Source organism: Pedobacter sp. Leaf216 (assembly GCF_001421515.1).
In the GTDB taxonomy this organism is placed as follows: Bacteria; Bacteroidota; Bacteroidia; order Sphingobacteriales; family Sphingobacteriaceae; genus Pedobacter.
The window spans coordinates 412,790-431,067 of record NZ_LMKM01000012.1; the positions used below are offsets into that span (position 1 = coordinate 412,790).

Sequence of the window (18,278 nt, forward strand, 5' to 3'; positions counted from 1 at the left end):
GATCTATAGTCTCAAATCTATAATCTCAAGTCTCTAAAAGGCTTATTTAAAAAGTTGGTACGTGAATCGTAATCCTAAACTTATCTGGTCCCGAATAATTCAGGATAGAATTTAGCACCTTGTACGGTTACAGGTTGCTAAGACTTCGTTGGGTCTAATCCCTCCGTCTTTCTTAATAAGCATACAAAAATGCAACAAAGCTACATCAATTCCAAAATTTATCGCTTTGCTGCCAAATAAAATTACAAAGGCCATGCAATTCTGCACGGCCTTAAGAATATTGTTTTGTTAATGTCTATTTTCTGCTTCCGAAAATACGTAGTAAGAAAAGGAAGATATTGATGAAATCCAGATATAAATTTAAAGCCGCCATTATTGCCAGTTTTTTAGTATCTGCTTCTGGAATTGCTTCTCCACTCTCTTGGATTCCCATCCCAATTCTTTTGATTTTCTGCACATCATATGCAGTTAACGCAGTAAATACTGCAATACCTACAAAGGCCATAATCAGGCTAAATTGTTCGCTTTTAATAAACATGTTAAGAATGCTCGCAATAAATAATCCAGCAACACCTACCATTAAGATAGGACCAAACTTACTTAAGTCGATATTAGTAGTATAGCCCATAAAAGCCATAATGCCAAAAATACCAGCAGCAGCGGCAAAACAGGTAATGATTGAGGCTCCTGTATAAATTAAAAGAATAAAGCTTAAACTCACTCCTAATAAAATAGAGAAAAGCACAAAAACGCCTAATAGTGCACCATAAGATAATTTGTTAAAACCCGCGCCCATTAATAAAACTAATCCAAGCGGCGCAAACATGGCTACATAACCTAAAGCTGTTCTTCTACCTGTTTCAAAGTCGATTAACGACCTCAATGCACTCTCACTATTCGAAATGTAAAAAGCTGAAAGCGTAGATAATAGCAATGCAACGAACATCCATAAGAAAACGTTTGCAAAGAATTTTTTAGAAACAGATTTTTCTTGTACAAAAACACTGTTGTCTTGATATTGATAATTTTGTTGTTCCATTTTAAATTTTGTGTATTTAACTATATAAAAATAAATATTTAGTTCAATCTTTTTGTCAGCAGTTCTTCAACTTTTTTAAAGAATTGTAAGGGTTTTAATGTTCGCCATGGCAGATGGTCAAAAGCACCCCCAAAGTTAATGTAATAATCGATGTTATTATCCCTGAACTCGGTAATTACATGCTCCTGAAAATTGACGCCAACAATCCATCCATCTTCTACTTCCTGAAACCACTCTTCGTAATAGCTATCGTCGGATGCATGGAAATTCAGTACATTTTCACCGATAAGGATAAATTTATTAATGCCTTCATCCATCATGAGTTCTAAAATATCGCGCTTCATTAACATTATATCGTTGTTAATGGCATCGTTCCACTCACCTATAAATTCAATAATGGCGTAACTGCGGTCGTAATCGGCATACAACACTTTCATATAAAGTGTATTAGAACCAAATTCGTCCCATTGCGGATGCAATAAAAAGTTATATATCTGCTTATCGAAGTAAAGTTCAGAATATTCGGTATTGTAAAATGGCGACCGCTCATCTTCTGCCGAAATATAATCATCTCTCCACTGGTAATAAGGCTCTATCTCGTGCATAATTTTTATTTATTGAATAGATAAATTATTGAATGATTAAATTCATTCAATCCATTTTTCTATCATTTTTAATGTCCTGCTTCTACTGCTTTACGTACACTTCCGTAACGGGTTAACAATTCTGCGGCTTCATCGTAACCAATATTCAGCTCATCGGCAACCATTTGCGTCCCTCTATCTACCAATTTGTGATTGGTTAACTGCATATCTACCATTTTATTGCCAACCACACGCCCTAACTGCACCATAACTGTAGTGCTTAACATATTTAATACCAGTTTTTGCGCCGTGCCCGATTTCATTCGTGTCGATCCGGTTACAAATTCTGGTCCAACCACCACTTCTACCGGAAAATCAGATTCTGCTGCAATAGGTCCGCCAGTATTACATACAATACATCCGGTTAATATGCCATGTTTGCGGGCAGTATTTAAACCCCCAATTACATATGGTGTAGTACCTGAGGCAGCCAAACCCACCAGGCAATCTTTCTCATTAATATTAAATTCCTGCAAATCTTTCCAGGCTTGCTCGGCATCATCTTCAGCAAATTCTACAGCTTTCCTAATGGCGGTATCGCCACCGGCAATAATGCCCACAACCCAATCAAATGGAACGCCATAAGTAGGTGGACATTCGGATGCATCTACCACGCCCAAACGGCCGCTGGTACCTGCGCCTATATAAAAAAGACGACCACCTTTTTTCATCCGCTCGGCAACTGCCGATGTTAGTTTTTCGATCTGAGGCAAAGATTTTTCTACTGCAAATGCAACTGTTTTATCTTCGTTATTAATGCCCTGCAGAACTTCTAACACCGACATCTGATCGATGTGGTTATAATTAGATTCTTGCTCGGTAACTCTGTTCATAAATTTAATTTTGATAAAATTCGGTAAATTCTTTTTAAAAACTGCCTTAAAAATCCAAAAATATGCGCTATAAATTTCAATATATACCCAGGTTGGGTTAATTTATGTTAATTATTATAAACAAAAGACACTAAAAAGCAGTTAAAAAATATATCAACCCGCTTATTTTCATAAATTTGCAGTAACGCCGATGAAAAAAAATACCCGTAACAACATGTTGATTGCTTTGAGCTATTCTGTTATTTTAATAGCGGGCATGTTTTTGGGCATAAAATTTATTAAAGATCAAGGTTTTGGCGTAAAAAAAAGTCCTCAGCTTGCCAGCAATAGCGATGAAAAATTAAATGAGATTTTACACATCATCAACGGAAATTATGTTGATGACATCAATACAGATTCGCTTCAAAATTTACCGATAGATAGTGTTTTACACCAACTCGATCCGCATAGTGTTTACCTGCCACCAACTGATGCGCAGGATATGACAGATAACCTTGAAGGAAACTTTGAAGGGGTAGGCATAGAATATTATATGCTTAATGATACCATGATGGTTACCGGAGTGGTAAAAGAGGGCCCCGCTTACCAGGCAGGCATAAAACTGGGAGATAAAATTTTAAGTATTGATTCTACCACAGTAAGTGGAAGAAATTTACCAAAAGACCAACTTACCGGCCGGTTTAAAGGCAGGTCGGGCACAGGAGTTAGCGTGGTTCTTTTACATCCTGGTGCACCACAAACCAACCGGATTATGGTTACCCGTGGCAAAGTAAATATTAGTAGTATTGATGCGGCTTACATGATCAACAATGAAACCGGTTATGTAAGAATAAGTAAATTTGGTGCCAATACAGACAATGATTTCTCTGTTGCTGCAAATAACCTGAAAGCAAAGGGAATGAAGAAGCTCATCCTCGATCTCCGGGATAATGGTGGTGGTTATTTTACCGCTGCAACTGGCCTTGCAGATCAGTTTTTGGCTGAGAATAAACTTATCGTGTATACGCAGGGAAAACATGAACCACGAACCGATTATTTTTCTACAGGAACTGGTGCTTTTCAAAATGGCAAGCTGGCGGTATTAATTAATGAAAATACAGCTTCGGCCAGTGAAATTGTAGCCGGGGCAATTCAGGATTTAGGTCGCGGAATTATTGTTGGCCGCCGATCTTTTGGTAAAGGATTGGTACAGGAGCAATTTGCCTTTGGCGATGGCTCTGCGCTGAATTTAACCATCGCCAGGTATTATACTCCATCGGGCCGTAGCATTCAGAAATCTTACAAAAAAGGTTATGATGCCTATAAACACGAACTTGATGAACGCATGATGGATGGGGAATTAACTGGCGACCGTACTTCTTTTCAGGATTCGATTGAAAAAACTGAAGGTGTAAATATCCAGCCTACAAAAAAAGTTAAACCTTTGGGGGGCATCCAGCCCGATATTTTTGTAAAATTGGACACCACCGGCTATAATAAATTTTACAGCAATCTGGTGAGTAAAAAAGTACTTTCTGATTACGTTTTTAATGTACTCACCGCAAAATACAGTGCCTCATTTGTGGAGCAGAATATCAATATCTTCACTATAAACGATAACGACTTTAAAGATTTTATAGGATTTTTACAACGTAAAAATGTACAAATAGATCGATTTCAGTTATACAATTCAAAAACGATTATCCTTAATGATTTAAAGGCTTTACTTTGCCGCTATTATTTGGGTGATGTGGGGTATTACAAAGCCGCAAACCAAACCGATAATGCGGTAAGGCAGGCACTTCTTAACCTTCAATAAAGTCTACATTCCTTTAGATTATTTAATTAGATGGCTCCTCAAATTCTGGTAGCTACAATTGTATTGAATACCTCCTTGCAACACAAACATTTCAAGCTGATTGATGTTTAATACCGATGCTGAATAAGTGTTTTTAAATTAAATCAATTAACATGAAAATAGTAATTATTGGCGCAACAGGTACGCTCGGTAAAAAGGTGGCTGAAGCATTTGCGCAAAAGCATGAAGTAATCCGTGTGGGAAATACTTCTGGTGATGTTCAGGTAGATATTACGGATGAAACATCTATAAAAGCCATGTTTGAAAAGATTGGCGAGTTTGATGCCTTAATTAGCACCAGCGGAAAAGCACCATTTGCACCTTTAAACCAAATGACGGGGGAAGTATTTAAAAGCGGATTGCTGGATAAGTTATTAGGGCAGGTTAATTTGGTACTTATCGGCCAGCATTACATTAGCAAGGGTGGTTCTTTTAGTTTAATATCGGGAATATTGTCTGATCATCCTGTTGCGGCAGGTGCTGCCCTAAGCACAGTTAACGGAGGTTTAAATGCTTTCGTTATTGCAGCAGCACCCGAACTTGATAATGGCATTCGCTTAAACGTGATCAGTCCAAATGTGGTTGAAGATTCACCTGCCTATTTTGATTCGTTCCCGGGAGAGATTCCGGTAACGATGGATAAAGTGGTTAAGGCTTTTGAGAAAAGTGTTTTTGGAATTGTTAGCGGCCAGGTAATAAAAGTATTCTAATTATAGAAAAACATTGATTCACGGTCTCTGATTGAGATAAATTTTGTTTTTTATAGAATTCACCAAAACTCATGCTGTTTTTATTGTTATTAAAAATCCATAGCATATATTGGTCTGTTTAATACTCTCGAAAATGATAGAAAATGAACGCCTCATTTTAAAGCCTTTAACACACGATCAACTTTTAAAATACATTAAAGACGATCATTCGCTGGAAAAAGAATTCGACCTTTTACCAACCAAAAAAAATATTTCCCCCTCTTTGCAGTCTGCTCTTGAACAAACGATTTTACCCCATGTTTTTGATAAGGATAAAGACTATTTATACCACACACTTTGGACAATCATTTCCAAACCCGACCAAAGAATGATTGGTGAAATTAGTTTTGTTGGTGAACCTGATGCGAACGGTGAAATTGAAATTGGTTACGGTACTTATGAAGAATTTAGGGGCAAAGGATTTATGACGGAGGCAGTAGGCAGATTAATTCAGTGGGCAAAAGCGCAACCAAAGGTCAAATCTATTTTCGCAGCCACTACAAAAGATAATGTGGCATCCTATTCTATATTGGAAAAGAATAACTTTAAACATATTGGCGAAGTAGATGATATGTTGAGCTGGAAGATTGAGTTGAAGTAAGTTTTACCGACACGAATTAAAAATATGTCTGAATAGAATCTATGTAGTTACCGTCATCCTGAATTTATTTCAGGATCTATCCAACAAGGTTATTTTTTACATGAAAGATACTGAAACAAGTTCAGCATGACGACCGTTTTATAATTACACCAGAATCTCAAATAAACTCAAACTAATGCCTTCGTAATGCTTAGGCAAACCATCTGTTTGTTCCATTGTTACAACGCCAACATAATTGAAACCCGATCCGGTGTAATATTTGAGCAATTTTTCATTATCGGCCCAGGTATCCATTCTGATAAATTTTATGCTGTTCTGAAGAGCGTAAACTTTTGCCCATTTGATAATTTCCTTAACAAAAGCATAACCCCGAAACTCGGGATGTGTAACTATACGGTGGATATAAATGGCATCGTGGTCGCGATCGCCCCAAATTAACTTATCATTGAAAGTAACAGCAAAAACACAGGCTACAATGCCATCAACCAATATTTTATATTGGCGGCTCTCATCAATTTCATTTTGGACCATCTCTCTACTGAAGCCCTGCCAATGTTTATTGAATACTTTTTTTTGATGGGCTACAGCCATATCATAAAACTCGAAAATGGTATCGATATCGCTTGAAAGACTATTTTGAACTTGGATTTGCATTTGCCAAAGTTACCGATAAATTACAGATTGTGGCTCCCACGGATGGGAATCTTAAAGGTTAGTGCATTAAGATTCCCAACCCGATAGCTATCGGGTTGGGAATGACGACCTCTCTATAAATGCCGCTTCAGTCCAAATGTTCCGTAAATGCTTATTCAGAATGACAAAAACAAAACAGGGCCGCTTCCGCTATGGAATGCAGCCCTGTTTTAATAATATTTCTTGGTATTTTCTCCTTAAGATATGTACCTTGAAGCCCCTAACCTATTTCTGTCTGAAATAAATTTGGATAGGTGCCCCAGAGAAATCGAAGTTTTCTCTTAATTTATTTTCAATAAAACGTTTATATGGATCTTTAATGTACTGTGGCAAGTTGCAGAAAAAGGCAAACATTGGCGAAGTGGCATTAATTTGCGTGATGTATTTAATTTTAATGTGTTTTCCTTTTAGTGCCGGTGGTGGAAATTTCTCGATCAACGGCAACATTACATCATTTAATTTAGATGTAGGAATTTTCTTACTGCGGTTTTTATAAACTTCTAAAGCGGCTTCAATTGCTTTGAAAATACGTTGTTTGTTTAATACAGAAGTAAAAATAATTGGCACATCAGTAAAAGGACGGATGCGTTCGTGAATCTGGTCTTCGAAAGCTTTCATGGTTTGGGTATTTTTTTCGATCAAATCCCATTTGTTTACCAAAATTACAATCCCTTTTTTGTTTTTTTCTGCCAAATGGAAGATATTTATATCCTGACTTTCGATTCCTTCAACAGCATCAATCATCAATACCACAACATCAGCTTCTTCTAAAGCTTTGATGGTACGCATTACCGAATAAAACTCTAAGTTCTCTTTAACCTTCGTTTTCTTACGTAATCCGGCAGTATCAATTAACATAAACTCATGTCCGAATTGATTGTAATGAATTTTAATCGAATCGCGGGTGGTACCTGCATTAGCAGTAACGATGTTACGCTCTTTACCGATCAATGCATTTACCAAAGAGGATTTACCTACATTAGGCCTGCCTGCTATGGTAATCTTAGGCAACTGATTTTCTTCTTCAGGAATATCTTCGAAGTTTTTAACAATCTCGTCCAGCAATTCTCCTGTTCCAGAACCCGTCATTGATGATAATGGGTATACTTCTCCTAATCCGAAACCATAAAAAGTATGGATTTCATTATATAAAGCAGTATTATCTACTTTATTGGCACAAACATAAACAGGCTTATTACTTCTGCGCAATACCTGGGCAATGTCATCATCAAGATCGGTTATGCCTGTAGTTACATCCACCATAAAAACCAGCACACTGGCTTCTTCAATGGCAATCATTACCTGCTCACGAATGGCTGCTTCATAAACATCTTCCGAGTTGGCAACATAACCACCGGTATCAATTACGGTAAATTGTCTGTTCGTCCATTCGCCCACTCCATAATGCCTGTCGCGGGTTACACCGCTCATGTCATCAACAATGGCCTTACGGCTTTCAGTTAGTCTGTTAAAAAGGGTACTCTTGCCTACGTTTGGCCTGCCTACGATGGCTATAATATTACTCATGGGTGTTCTATTGATAGTTAATGGCTTATAGTTAACGGTCGTGGTGTTTGGGCAAGCTGCTCAAAACTATTTGGCTATCAGCCATTGACTATCAACTACTAACCGATTTATTTCGGGCTGCAAAGGTACGCTTAATTTTCGTAACCTCCATTAATATTAATTTTTATACTTATCTAAAAGTCCTTTTATTACTTCTTCGGTCAATTGGTTTCCTTGCAACAATGGAAAGCCCTCCCACCTTACAATTCCTTTCGGATCGATTAGAATGGCATGCGGAATACCTTTTACTTCAATTAAATTTTTCACTGTTCCTTTGGTATCAATGGCTTCAAAATAATTGATCTTTGGGTTGTTAAAAGCTTCTACTTTTTCTACAGTTTCATCAGAAACACCAATAATTACCAATTTATCAGCATATTTTTTCTGAATATCGTTCAAAGTAGGAATGTACGCCCTACACGGGCCACACCAGGTTGCCCAAAAATCAATCAGTACGAATTTACCTTTGGTATCTGGCTTTTGTGAAATCCATTTCTCCACCACAAGTTCTGGTGCTTTTTCATTGAGGATGGATTTTGCCCACAATTTTTTCCCATTATTCGATTCCTGGGCGAAAACTGTTGTACAGATCAGTAGTAAGAGAAACGTTAAACTTTTTTTCATACAATAAAAATCGAAATTAATTGTCGTAACCAAAGCTTTTTAAGTAATTCTTTTTACTTCTCCAATCTGGAATTACTTTGACAAACATTTCCAGGAAAACCTTAGTATCCAAAAACTTTTCAATTTCTAAACGCGCTTCGGTACCTACTTTCTTTAACATACTACCGCCTGTGCCTATCAAAATGTTCTTCTGCGAATCGCGTTCTACCACAATTTCTGCAGTAATCCTCACCATTGCACCTTTACCATTTTTCATTTCCTCTTCTTTAAAACTTTTCACAATTACCTCGGTACTGTAAGGAATTTCTTTCTGATAATTAAGGAAGATTTTTTCGCGGATGATTTCTGAAACAAAGAAACGTTCTGAACGATCTGTCAAATCTTCTTTGTCGTAATATGGTGGATGTTCTGGCAACATTTCCAGCATACGGTCCAATAATCCGTCGACATTGTGTTTATGTAAAGCAGAAATTGCATAAATCGCAACCGGATTTAGCTTCTCCTGCCAGTAAGCAATCTTCTCTTCTACCTTTTCCTGCTCTGCTTTATCAATCTTATTAATGAGTACAATTGTTGGGATATTGCGGTTCAGAATTTTCTCCAGAACATCTTCTTCATCATGCTCTTCATTAATGTCGGTTACGAACAAAAGTACGTCGGCATCGGTCAAAGATCCGTTCACAAAGCTCATCATACTCTCTTGTAAACTGTATTTTGGCTTGATTATACCGGGTGTATCAGAGAAAACAATCTGATATTCTTCTTCATTTACGATCCCTAAAATGCGGTGCCTTGTGGTTTGTGCCTTAGGAGTTATAATGCTAAGTCGCTCGCCTACAAGCACATTCATGAGGGTAGATTTACCTACATTTGGTTTACCTATTATACTAACAAAACCTGCTTTATGCGCCATTAAAATATTTTTTAAAAAAAATTTGCAGCACAAAGAAACGAATTATATCTTTGCATTCCAATTCGGAAACAGAGTTAAGGATTTAATTCAAACAAAAAAACGAGTTGTATAGAGTGCGGGGTGGAGCAGTTGGTAGCTCGTCGGGCTCATAACCCGAAGGTCGCACGTTCGAGTCGTGTCCCCGCTACCAATTCAGTTGGTAGTGCTCAATTGGCAGTTTTAATTGCAAATTGAAAACTAAAGATTAAAACTGAAAATGGCCCGTTCGTCTAGGGGTGAGGACGCCAGATTTTCATTCTGGAAACAGGGGTTCGATTCCCCTACGGGCTACGAAACCGCAGCAGATGCCAAGCGGTTTTTTTTATCAGTTTCAATACTGCAAAATTGGAGGTTGGTATTACCTTTAAAAAATACATGAGAGTGCGGGGTGGAGCAGTTGGTAGCTCGTCGGGCTCATAACCCGAAGGTCGCACGTTCGAGTCGTGTCCCCGCTACCAATTCAGTTGGTGGTTCTCAATTGGCAGTTAATTGCAAATTGAAGACTCAAATTATAAAACTGAAAATGGCCCGTTCGTCTAGGGGTGAGGACGCCAGATTTTCATTCTGGAAACAGGGGTTCGATTCCCCTACGGGCTACGATCCCGCTTTACGATAAGTAGAGCGGGATTTTTGCTTTTAAACACAACCTGTAAACCATCTACTAAAGGACGAGTACTCAAATAAAATTACCAATTTACTATCCCAATCAAAACTGTTTTGGTTTGAGCTTTTGGCCTGCCAGTATTGCAATTTCATTAATTCTTTTTTGCCTGGTTTCAGGTTTTTTAGCTAGTACGAGCCAGTGCAAGATGCTTTTTTGAACAGATTTACTCAAACTTAAGAAAAAAGGTTTTGATCCCCGTTGCACCTTAAAGGCTGCCGATAAATCTTTCGGGATTTTCAGCTCTTCAACTCCATCCAAAATTATCCAGGAGCCGTTCTGTTTTGCTTTTTCGATACTGTTAAACCCTGCCTGAGTCATTAATCCCTCATTAATCAAACGTTCAACTTTCGCTTTGTTAATTTTCGACCATGCACTATTTGGTTTCCGTTTACAAAAGAATTGCATAAAGGTGAGTTCATCTATCGGCCTTGCGGTACTATCAATCCAGCCAAAACAAAGTGCTTCATCTACTGCCTGACTCCAGGAAATAGATGGCACATTGGATTTTATTTTGTGGTAAACAAGCCAAACAGATTGTTTTGCGGTATGATTTTCTATTAACCATTTCCTCCAATCTGCCTGACTGGCCGGACAAAAAGTTTCAATTTCTTTTTCCATATCCATTGCTAATTAATTTCCGAATTGACGCAAATGATGATCAAAATGCTTCCACTGCATCAGTGCCCATTCTTCGGGGGTTAGCGGACCGAAAAATGCCTGAGGATGTTTGGTACATTTGGTCGGACCTCCTGAAGAAAATGTCTTGATCTGTTCAATAACCTTTGCTTTTTCAGTTTCAAAATCGGGATTGCCTTTTATGATATAACTTTTATCGGTTGCACTATTTTTAGGGAAAGGCACTTCACTAAAAAATTTTGGTTTCAATAGTTTACCGAACAAGCGGCCAACAAAACCTAATCTTGCTGGGTTATGCAGGCCCATGGCCGTTTCTAGCGATGCATTACAGTGTGCAAGCATTTGATTAACGTTCATTTTGCCCCATTGTTTTTGTGCAGCAGGTGTAAGTTTTTCGATCCGCGCTAAAATGGCTGTGGTATCAGATGGGTTGAAAAGGTTGTTCATGTTCATTAATTTTGTTTATACTGCAAAACTAATGCGGGCGATTGACAGCCCTATGTCAGGGGTATACGCCTGTTAATGATTTTTATCGAAATATTCCTGCAAAGTCATTTTATGGGGGCTGAATTTCTCAGCAAGCATCTCCAGTTTCTTGATGCGATCTAACCGGAAGAACCTAAATTCATGCCTCAAACGGCACCAAGCCACCAGCAACCAATTTTCTTGCGTACTCAAGAGTGCAAAAGGTTCGATCAAGCGGCTGCTGGTTTGGTTGGCTTCATTGGTATAATCTATCTGGGTAAGGTAGAAATTGGTAAGTGCAAATTGTAAATCAGACAGGTTGTTACTGTTGCGTTCGTTATTAAAATTTTGAGTAAAGCGGGTACGTTCAGCCAAAAGATTCACATTATCCTTTACCTGATGCCCCAAAACAGCTTTAATTTTATCGATGGCTTCTAGGTAATCTTTAATAAAGGAAGCGTCCTTATTTTTAAGCACCAATTGCTCGGCCAAAATCAAGGCATTTGCCTGGCTTTCGGTAAACATTACCGGGGGTATTTTATAACCTTCCATCAACCGATAGCCTTTCCCTTCTTCGGTGTAAACAGGAACACCAGCCTGTTCCAGTGCTTTAATGTCGCGATATATTGTTCTAACGCTAACCGAAAAGCGTTTGGCCAGCTCTGGTGCAGTTAAAAGTCGCTTCGTTTGCAATTGCGTTAAAATTGCGGTAAGCCGTGATAGCCTGGTGGTATCGTTATCGTTCATGTTCCTGATTTTCATTTAGACTAACGAAGTTCTTCCATAACGTAATCCCAATTCTGACTTCGTAAGTCAATGATACAAAAAACCAGGCTTTTTTGACTCAAGCACCACATGATAGATGCTGAAACAAACTTAACAGGACGATCAAGAAAATAGAAATGACGCGAAAAATTACGATAACCGGATCATTTCACCTATTTTTACCGATTCATCGCAGGCAAAGGCAATCCTTAAACTGTTCACGGCATCATCAGTTGCATCAGTTAAATCAAGATCTTCGGTTATGGCCTTTAAAAAATAACGTTGTTCGCGGTTACAAAGTTCCTGGTGATCGGGCTCATCGGTAAGGTCTATCCATTCATCAGCTTTGCTAAACTCATCCTCGGCATTTAAATCAGCATGGTGTACCTTGATTGATTCGGTTTTGGTATGTGCATCTATGTTATCAGAGTTTCCAGCTGCTCCTGCTGTTTTCGCCATTATGGATACTGATCCCCTGGGGCCGAAAACATCTTTAATAAAAAAAGCATTGTCGCTTACCATCGGGCCCCAGCCTGCTTCATACCAGCCGATAGATCCATCATCGAAACGGATCTGCAGCTGCCCGTAATTGTAATTCCATTCGGGAATATCGTCTGTTAGCCTTGCACCAATGGCACTTACCTGCACGGGTTTAGACCGCGTCATCTGGCACATAATATCAATGTAATGAACGGCACAATCCACAATCGGGCTTAAGCTTTTCATCAGGTTGCGGTGCACCGTCCATTTTGGTCCATGGCTTTGTTGGTTCAGGTTCATGCGCATTACTAGCGGTTTTCCCATTTCCTGGGCCAACTGTGTAAATTTTTCCCATGATGGGTGATAGCGCAGAATATACCCGACCAATAATTTTTTACCGGCCTTTTTCGCGGCCTCTGCCACTTTAATTGCGCCTTCAACGCTATCGGCTAAGGGTTTTTCGATAAATACATGGCAACCACTTTCGAAGGATTTGATTGCATAGGCTTCGTGGGTATCGGGGTAGGTAGAAATGCAAACGGCATCTGGCCTGGTAGTGGCGAGTGCTTCATAAAAATCAGTATAAAGCTCATATTGACCGCCCAATTTTTGGTTGAGAATTTCTTTACTTTTTCCGGTTGATACAAGGCCGCATATTTCAAAACCTGGCAATGTATGGTAGGCAGTTGCATGTGATGCACCCATGTTACCGCAGCCCACTACTAAAACTTTTAAGTTTTTATTTTCTTTTAACATAATCAATCCTAAACACCTAATGACCAACCTTTACGGTATTCGCGTTTCACAAACTGGTTTACTTCATCAAAATTGGTAACTTTCATATTTACCTTATCCCAAAGCATTTTAATATCCCTACCAGGGTAACTGATTTTGCCTGCCGTATCCCTTCGCTGCACATCGGTTCCCCTGATGGCGAGGTTAGCAATAAGCAAGGTTTCGGTAAGCGGACCGGCAGTTTCAAATGGCGAACTGAGCTGCATTTTGCCGTATCCGGCAATTGCTGCTTCGGCAAACTGTGTATAATGGCCTTCTTCCTGGTTTATGATACGTGGAATGGTAATTTTGGTTTTATCTGATTCGTTGCGCGACAGCGGCAATAACCTTGGGTTTTTGCCATAGGTTTCGCAAATCATTTTTCCTTTCGTACCGATAAAAAGCACACCGTTATCGCCGAAACTTTCATTTGCACCCAGTTCTTCCGGACGTTCGGGTTTAATGCCTCCATCCATCCAATGCACCTGCACTTCGTGTTTGGTTTTTGGTGTTTTGGCGAAAGTTAAAATAACATGGCTCGATGGCGGGCAGCTTTCTGGCAGATAGGCCCGTTTAAATTCATCCACATAAACACTGCCCACACTGCATTCTACACTGATCGGTGTATCCAACTCCAACACTCTTAAAGGTGGTTCTACCAGGTGGCAGCCCATATCGCCGATGGCCCCGGTGCCGTAATCCCACCAACCCCTCCAATTAAACGGAACAAGTTTATTGATATAATCTTTATATGGTGCACTGCCTAGCCAAAGGTCCCAATCCAGTTCTTTCGGCACCTCTTCTTTTGCTGTTGGCCACGAAATGCCCTGGGGCCATACCGGCCTGTTCGTCCAGCAGTAAACCGTGTGTACTTTCCCTATTCTACCTGCATCATACCATTCTTGGAGTCTTCTTACTCCATCGCCCGATGCACCCTGGTTACCCATCTGTGTAACTACCTTGTAGCGTTTTGCTGCTTCAGTGAGCATCCGGGCCTCATAAATATCGTGTGTAAGGGGCTTTTGTACATATACATGTTTGCCCAGCTGCATGGCCGCCATGGCTATTTGTGCATGGGTATGATCGGGAGTAGATACGGTAACGGCATCAATATTTTTGCCCTCTTTATCCAGTAACTCACGGTAATCTTTATAATATTTTGCCTTTGGGAAATTTTTAAGGGAGTTTGCAGCCCTTCTATCGTCTACATCGCATAAAAAAGCGACATCTGTTTTACCACCTCTTACAATACTGGCAATATCGCCCTCTCCTTTTCCACCTGCACCAATACCAGCCAATTGCAGGCGATCGCTGGGGGCCAAAAACCCCGGCCCACCCAATACATGGCGGGGTACAATCATAAATCCGGCTGCTGCAAGTGCCGTTGTTTTAATAAAGTTTCTTCTCGAATTTTCGGTTTTCGAATTTGCCTTATCTTCTGTCATTATTCAGGGATATTATAATGCTAAATTTAAATTATTTCTTTTTAGTTGAGGCTTTAGGGGCAGTTTCTTTTTTGCTCAAATCTTTAATTCTGATGTTGCGGAACTGCACGGGCGAGCCATGACCAAGGAAGCCGATATGACCACTTTGGCGCAATAAGCCGGGGTGCTCCTGATGATCGGGAGTACCGTTTTTCTTAAAAGGTTCTATATCGCCATCTAAAATAATGGTACCATTTAATATAACTTTAATTTTAGATCCTTTTGCAATCACTTCTTCATCATTCCATTCGCCTGTTGGTTTCAAAAATCCTCTTTTAGCAGGGATAGTACCGTAAACGGAGCCATGGTACTGGTATACTTTAAGGTCTTTATAAATCGGGGCATCATTGTCTAAAATTTGCAATTCCATACCTGCATAGGCGGCATCGCCTTCTAAAGGTGCTCTTATGCCCAACCCATTGTTTGCGCTCGGGGTTAATTGAAACTCGAACCGGTAAACAAAATCACTGAACTCTTCTTTGGTAAATAAATTACCGCCAGATCCTTTGCCGGGTTTCGGACGGATGGCAATGTTTCCATCTTCGATCACATAATCAGTTGTATTGCCTGTCCAGCTGTGCATATTGGTACCATCGAACAATACTTTATAACCTTCTTTTTTTTCTTGTGCACTTAATTCGAAAGGTTTAGGGCGGGGAATTTCTTTGATGTAAATATCTCGATAGGCCACAGGCGATCCATGTGCCTGTAACTCAATCTGCTCTTCGGCAAAAATAGGCAAACTTCTATCCCAGTAATTTTCCAAAATTACGTTATCGGTAACCAGCTGGCCGTTAAGGTAAACGGTAACACGGTCGCCTTTCATTATAATCCTGAAGGTGTTCCATTCATCTAACTTATTATCAGCTACTTTGAGCGGTTTGCTTTCGTTCGTTTGGTTGTTGTACAAACCACCAGAGCCTACCTGGGCACCAACTTTGGTACGTGCAAGATCCCAGATTTGCACCTGAGGCGTTCCGCGTAAGTAAATACCGGCATCGCCTTCCCCTTTTTTATCGTCGATGATTTTCCAGTCTACAAGCATTTCAAAATCACCATATTTTTTAACTGTAGCGAGGTTATTGCCGTGGCTCTGAAATTGCAATTCGCCGTTTACTACTTTCCAGCTTTCCTGTGCTTCGGCATCGGCTTTGCTTTGTGCCTCCGCTAAAGTTTTGGCATCCATTTTTGATCTTTTAATCGGATCGGCTACAAGGCCTTTCCAACCAGATAAATCTTTGCCATTAAAAACCTGAACAAAACCTGCGCCGGCTTTCATTTCTGAAATATACTTCCTCATGCCTTCTTTCTGGTACCCGGCATCGCCACCGGTAATTACGGCAATGGTTTTGGTTAATAGGTTTTTTACTATATCACCATTGTAAGTTCCAGCCATGGTAATATTCATCACTGCATTTGCCGCCGCCTGTTGTAAAGGGGCATTATCCAAGTACATACCTGCAAAAACAATGGCATTAAAACATTTGGCCTGTTCGGTATCTTTAAGTATCTGTTGCTGCTGAGCAGGAGTTTTTGCTACTGCCATTGCATTACGTAATAACAACAAACGCTGTTCGGCAGGGTAGTTCGTTTTTCTGATTAAATTAAGGTAACCGGTAATTGCCTGATTTAAAAATTCAGCATTGCTGGTGTTGCGTGCAATACTGATCAATTCATCTGTTGAGGCAGCATCCGACCATGAAGAAAGTGCTTCAATTGCGGCCTTTTTTGTGGCCTCATCACCTGTGGCATAAGCTTCGGAAACAGCATTTAATGATTTTTGCCCGCCCAAACTGCCCAATACTTTATACAGTAACAGTTTTTTATCAGCTGGTGTATTTCCCATTTGCTGAAGAATTGCATCCGTTTGCGCATCCTTATCTGTTGTTCCCTTTACAGAGGCTATAATGGCATCCTGCAGGGCAGTAAGTTCGCCAGCATCAGTAGTTTTGTTTAAAAGCTCAAACAATTGTGCTTTATTTTCGGCTATAACAACATGTTTAAGTGAATGGAAAGCTGCTTTGCGCACTTCAGAATTTTTACTGTTCAGGGAGGTATATATTACAGCAGTTTGGTTTGTGGCTGCGCGGGCAGCTAAAATATTAATTAACGCAACCTGAACTTCTGGTTTGGCTTTAGGGATAAATGCAGCAACTTTGGTGGCTACACCATCACCTTTTATTCTTAAAATACCATTGGCGATACCTGTAATATCTGCGGCATTGGCCTTGGTCATTAGTTTTAAAAACTCCTCCAATACTTCTTCCTGGCCAAGTTTTACAGCTGCATTAATGGCTGCCAGTTTAACTTGCTGATCATCACTTTTAATCAGTTTTAGCACATCAGGCAGTGCAGATTTTGCCTTGCTGTTGGCAAGCATATCCAAAATGGAAACCTGGGTAGGTGCATCTACCTTTTTAAGTTGATTTACCCAGGCTGCGCTATTGGCATCATTTACGCCAGCCGCAGCTAACTTAACAGCAGCTGCGCGATACTCAAATTGTTTATCGCCCATTGCGGCCAATAATGCCTGCTGATCGCTTTGTGTAGCTGAAAGCAATTTTAATGCTGCTACGCGTTCGTTTACCTGATCATCAGCTGTTGCCTTAGCTAAAATTGTTTTGGCAATACTTTCTACAACGGCTTTATCTGTTGCTATACTTTTTTGTGCATACTGCAACAAGGCAGCAACGGCATTGGTTGGATCATATTTATACCCCGCCTGTTCAGCTGCTTTTATCAAAACCTCTTTTGATGCTGCATCGCCAATATTGGCCAGGGCATATAGGCTTACTTTGCTTAATGATTTATCGTTACTTGCAGCCAGCGGGGCAATAGCTGTTGCTGCTGCTTTATCATTGGTATGCCCAAGGGCTTCTACAATGGCAATTTTAGCTTTACCATTAGCTTTAGTTAAGGCACCAACCAATGCATTTGTTGCAGCAGCTGTTCCGATTTTGGCCAATGCCCGCGAGGCTTCGTCTGCCAGCTGATCATCTGTAAGGTAAGCAGTTAAACAAGGTACTGCAGCATCATTCCCAATTAAATCAAACTGACTGATGATAAATGCCTTGTTCTGTTTATCGGTTAGTTTAGCCAGCGATTTGCAATAGGCAGCAATGGCCATGCTTTTTAAACTTTGCTGATCACTTTTTGTGGCATAAGCGGTAAAGCCACCAACAGCGTACTCAATTGCCGCATTATTTCCCTTTTCAGGAGGGGTTAGGCCGCTGATTAAAGTTACATAACCTTCTTCACCCAGCGCTGCAACTTCTTTCATGTTGCCTGCTAACTGTACTGAGTTTCTGGCAGGTAATTGTGCCAATAAATCGGCAATACGGGTGGTGGTGGTTCTTTCGTCTTTTTTATCCTGAGCAAGTGCTCTTGAGCTAGCTAGCATGTTCGAAAGCATTACAAGAGCCAAAAGCACCAATAGTATCTTTTTATTCATGATAATTGTATTTGGAAGGTT

Annotated in this window: 16 protein-coding genes, 4 tRNA genes and 1 riboswitch; of the genes, 7 read left to right on the forward strand and 13 right to left on the reverse strand. The window is 39.9% G+C overall.

Annotated elements, in window-relative coordinates:
- Positions 1–77: 77 nt before the first annotated feature.
- Positions 78–182, reverse strand: a riboswitch (SAM riboswitch).
- A gap of 113 nt (positions 183–295) precedes the next feature.
- From ASE74_RS11595 to murQ, 3 genes are all read right to left on the reverse strand, one after another.
- On the reverse strand, positions 296–1,039 hold the full coding sequence (locus ASE74_RS11595) for a Bax inhibitor-1/YccA family protein (RefSeq protein ID WP_055908879.1): 744 nt from the start codon (positions 1,037–1,039) through the stop codon (positions 296–298).
- Positions 1,040–1,077: 38 nt separating this feature from the next.
- Positions 1,078–1,644, reverse strand: a complete 567-nt coding sequence (locus ASE74_RS11600; RefSeq protein WP_055908881.1) for a hypothetical protein — start codon at positions 1,642–1,644, stop codon at positions 1,078–1,080.
- Between the two features lie 68 nt (positions 1,645–1,712).
- A complete protein-coding gene (gene murQ, locus ASE74_RS11605; protein WP_055908884.1) occupies positions 1,713–2,516 on the reverse strand; it encodes an N-acetylmuramic acid 6-phosphate etherase in 804 nt (267 codons plus the stop codon).
- A 190-nt stretch (positions 2,517–2,706) separates the two neighbouring features.
- On the opposite strand from murQ, the gene ASE74_RS11610 reads away from it, so the two are divergent.
- From ASE74_RS11610 to ASE74_RS11620, 3 genes are all read left to right on the forward strand, one after another.
- Positions 2,707–4,314, forward strand: a complete 1,608-nt coding sequence (locus ASE74_RS11610; protein WP_055908887.1) for a S41 family peptidase — start codon at positions 2,707–2,709, stop codon at positions 4,312–4,314.
- A gap of 152 nt (positions 4,315–4,466) precedes the next feature.
- Entirely contained in the window at positions 4,467–5,063 is a 597-nt protein-coding gene (locus ASE74_RS11615) for a short chain dehydrogenase (RefSeq protein WP_055908889.1), read from the forward strand.
- A gap of 133 nt (positions 5,064–5,196) precedes the next feature.
- Positions 5,197–5,703: a GNAT family N-acetyltransferase gene (locus ASE74_RS11620; RefSeq protein ID WP_055908893.1), complete on the forward strand. Its 507-nt coding sequence runs from the start codon at positions 5,197–5,199 to the stop codon at positions 5,701–5,703.
- A gap of 144 nt (positions 5,704–5,847) precedes the next feature.
- Here ASE74_RS11620 and ASE74_RS11625 read toward each other — a convergent pair whose 3' ends face one another.
- The 4 genes from ASE74_RS11625 to era form a co-directional block, all read right to left on the reverse strand.
- Positions 5,848–6,357: an N-acetyltransferase gene (locus ASE74_RS11625; protein WP_200912297.1), complete on the reverse strand. Its 510-nt coding sequence runs from the start codon at positions 6,355–6,357 to the stop codon at positions 5,848–5,850.
- 264 nt (positions 6,358–6,621) lie between these two features.
- On the reverse strand, positions 6,622–7,923 hold the full coding sequence (der, locus tag ASE74_RS11630) for a ribosome biogenesis GTPase Der (RefSeq protein WP_055908896.1): 1,302 nt from the start codon (positions 7,921–7,923) through the stop codon (positions 6,622–6,624).
- 156 nt (positions 7,924–8,079) lie between these two features.
- Positions 8,080–8,586, reverse strand: coding sequence for a thioredoxin family protein (locus tag ASE74_RS11635; protein WP_055908899.1), 507 nt, complete (start codon positions 8,584–8,586; stop codon positions 8,080–8,082).
- Positions 8,587–8,602: 16 nt separating this feature from the next.
- A complete protein-coding gene (gene era / locus ASE74_RS11640; protein WP_055908902.1) occupies positions 8,603–9,499 on the reverse strand; it encodes a GTPase Era in 897 nt (298 codons plus the stop codon).
- A 114-nt stretch (positions 9,500–9,613) separates the two neighbouring features.
- On the opposite strand from era, the gene ASE74_RS11645 reads away from it, so the two are divergent.
- The 4 genes from ASE74_RS11645 to ASE74_RS11660 all read left to right on the forward strand — a co-directional run bounded on the left by ASE74_RS11645 (position 9,614) and on the right by ASE74_RS11660 (position 10,135).
- Positions 9,614–9,689, forward strand: a tRNA-Met gene (locus ASE74_RS11645).
- A 68-nt stretch (positions 9,690–9,757) separates the two neighbouring features.
- Positions 9,758–9,829 (forward strand) — tRNA-Glu (locus ASE74_RS11650).
- 91 nt (positions 9,830–9,920) lie between these two features.
- A tRNA-Met gene (locus tag ASE74_RS11655) sits at positions 9,921–9,996 on the forward strand.
- Positions 9,997–10,063: 67 nt separating this feature from the next.
- Positions 10,064–10,135, forward strand: a tRNA-Glu gene (locus ASE74_RS11660).
- A gap of 109 nt (positions 10,136–10,244) precedes the next feature.
- Here ASE74_RS11660 and ASE74_RS11665 read toward each other — a convergent pair.
- The 6 genes from ASE74_RS11665 to ASE74_RS11690 all read right to left on the reverse strand — a co-directional run bounded on the left by ASE74_RS11665 (position 10,245) and on the right by ASE74_RS11690 (position 18,257).
- Positions 10,245–10,820, reverse strand: a complete 576-nt coding sequence (locus ASE74_RS11665) for a YdeI family protein (protein WP_055909497.1) — start codon at positions 10,818–10,820, stop codon at positions 10,245–10,247.
- Positions 10,821–10,832: 12 nt separating this feature from the next.
- Positions 10,833–11,285, reverse strand: coding sequence for a DUF1569 domain-containing protein (locus tag ASE74_RS11670; protein WP_055908905.1), 453 nt, complete (start codon positions 11,283–11,285; stop codon positions 10,833–10,835).
- Between the two features lie 72 nt (positions 11,286–11,357).
- A complete protein-coding gene (locus ASE74_RS11675; protein WP_235526067.1) occupies positions 11,358–12,065 on the reverse strand; it encodes a YafY family protein in 708 nt (235 codons plus the stop codon).
- A gap of 153 nt (positions 12,066–12,218) precedes the next feature.
- Positions 12,219–13,304 (reverse strand): Gfo/Idh/MocA family protein, encoded by a 1,086-nt coding sequence (locus ASE74_RS11680; protein ID WP_055908908.1) that lies wholly within the window; start codon positions 13,302–13,304, stop codon positions 12,219–12,221.
- Positions 13,305–13,312: 8 nt separating this feature from the next.
- Positions 13,313–14,767, reverse strand: coding sequence for a Gfo/Idh/MocA family protein (locus tag ASE74_RS11685; RefSeq protein WP_055908911.1), 1,455 nt, complete (start codon positions 14,765–14,767; stop codon positions 13,313–13,315).
- Positions 14,768–14,798: 31 nt separating this feature from the next.
- A complete protein-coding gene (locus tag ASE74_RS11690; RefSeq protein WP_055908914.1) occupies positions 14,799–18,257 on the reverse strand; it encodes a family 16 glycoside hydrolase in 3,459 nt (1,152 codons plus the stop codon).
- Between the last annotated feature and the right edge of the window lie 21 nt (positions 18,258–18,278).

Bases quoted from the DNA above. Each gene is read 5' to 3' on its own strand.
- ASE74_RS11620 (WP_055908893.1), top strand. From the start codon at position 5,197: ATGATAGAAAATGAACGCCTCATTTTAAAGCCTTTAACACACGATCAA.
- ASE74_RS11675 (WP_235526067.1), bottom strand. From the start codon at position 12,065: ATGAAAATCAGGAACATGAACGATAACGATACCACCAGGCTATCACGG.
- ASE74_RS11690 (WP_055908914.1), bottom strand. From the start codon at position 18,257: ATGAATAAAAAGATACTATTGGTGCTTTTGGCTCTTGTAATGCTTTCG.
- ASE74_RS11670 (WP_055908905.1), bottom strand. From the start codon at position 11,285: ATGAACAACCTTTTCAACCCATCTGATACCACAGCCATTTTAGCGCGG.
- ASE74_RS11595 (WP_055908879.1), bottom strand. From the start codon at position 1,039: ATGGAACAACAAAATTATCAATATCAAGACAACAGTGTTTTTGTACAA.
- ASE74_RS11635 (WP_055908899.1), bottom strand. From the start codon at position 8,586: ATGAAAAAAAGTTTAACGTTTCTCTTACTACTGATCTGTACAACAGTT.
- murQ (WP_055908884.1), bottom strand. From the start codon at position 2,516: ATGAACAGAGTTACCGAGCAAGAATCTAATTATAACCACATCGATCAG.
- ASE74_RS11610 (WP_055908887.1), top strand. From the start codon at position 2,707: ATGAAAAAAAATACCCGTAACAACATGTTGATTGCTTTGAGCTATTCT.
- ASE74_RS11680 (WP_055908908.1), bottom strand. From the start codon at position 13,304: ATGTTAAAAGAAAATAAAAACTTAAAAGTTTTAGTAGTGGGCTGCGGT.
- ASE74_RS11600 (WP_055908881.1), bottom strand. From the start codon at position 1,644: ATGCACGAGATAGAGCCTTATTACCAGTGGAGAGATGATTATATTTCG.
- ASE74_RS11685 (WP_055908911.1), bottom strand. From the start codon at position 14,767: ATGACAGAAGATAAGGCAAATTCGAAAACCGAAAATTCGAGAAGAAAC.
- der (WP_055908896.1), bottom strand. From the start codon at position 7,923: ATGAGTAATATTATAGCCATCGTAGGCAGGCCAAACGTAGGCAAGAGT.
- ASE74_RS11665 (WP_055909497.1), bottom strand. From the start codon at position 10,820: ATGGAAAAAGAAATTGAAACTTTTTGTCCGGCCAGTCAGGCAGATTGG.
- era (WP_055908902.1), bottom strand. From the start codon at position 9,499: ATGGCGCATAAAGCAGGTTTTGTTAGTATAATAGGTAAACCAAATGTA.
- ASE74_RS11615 (WP_055908889.1), top strand. From the start codon at position 4,467: ATGAAAATAGTAATTATTGGCGCAACAGGTACGCTCGGTAAAAAGGTG.
- ASE74_RS11625 (WP_200912297.1), bottom strand. From the start codon at position 6,357: ATGCAAATCCAAGTTCAAAATAGTCTTTCAAGCGATATCGATACCATT.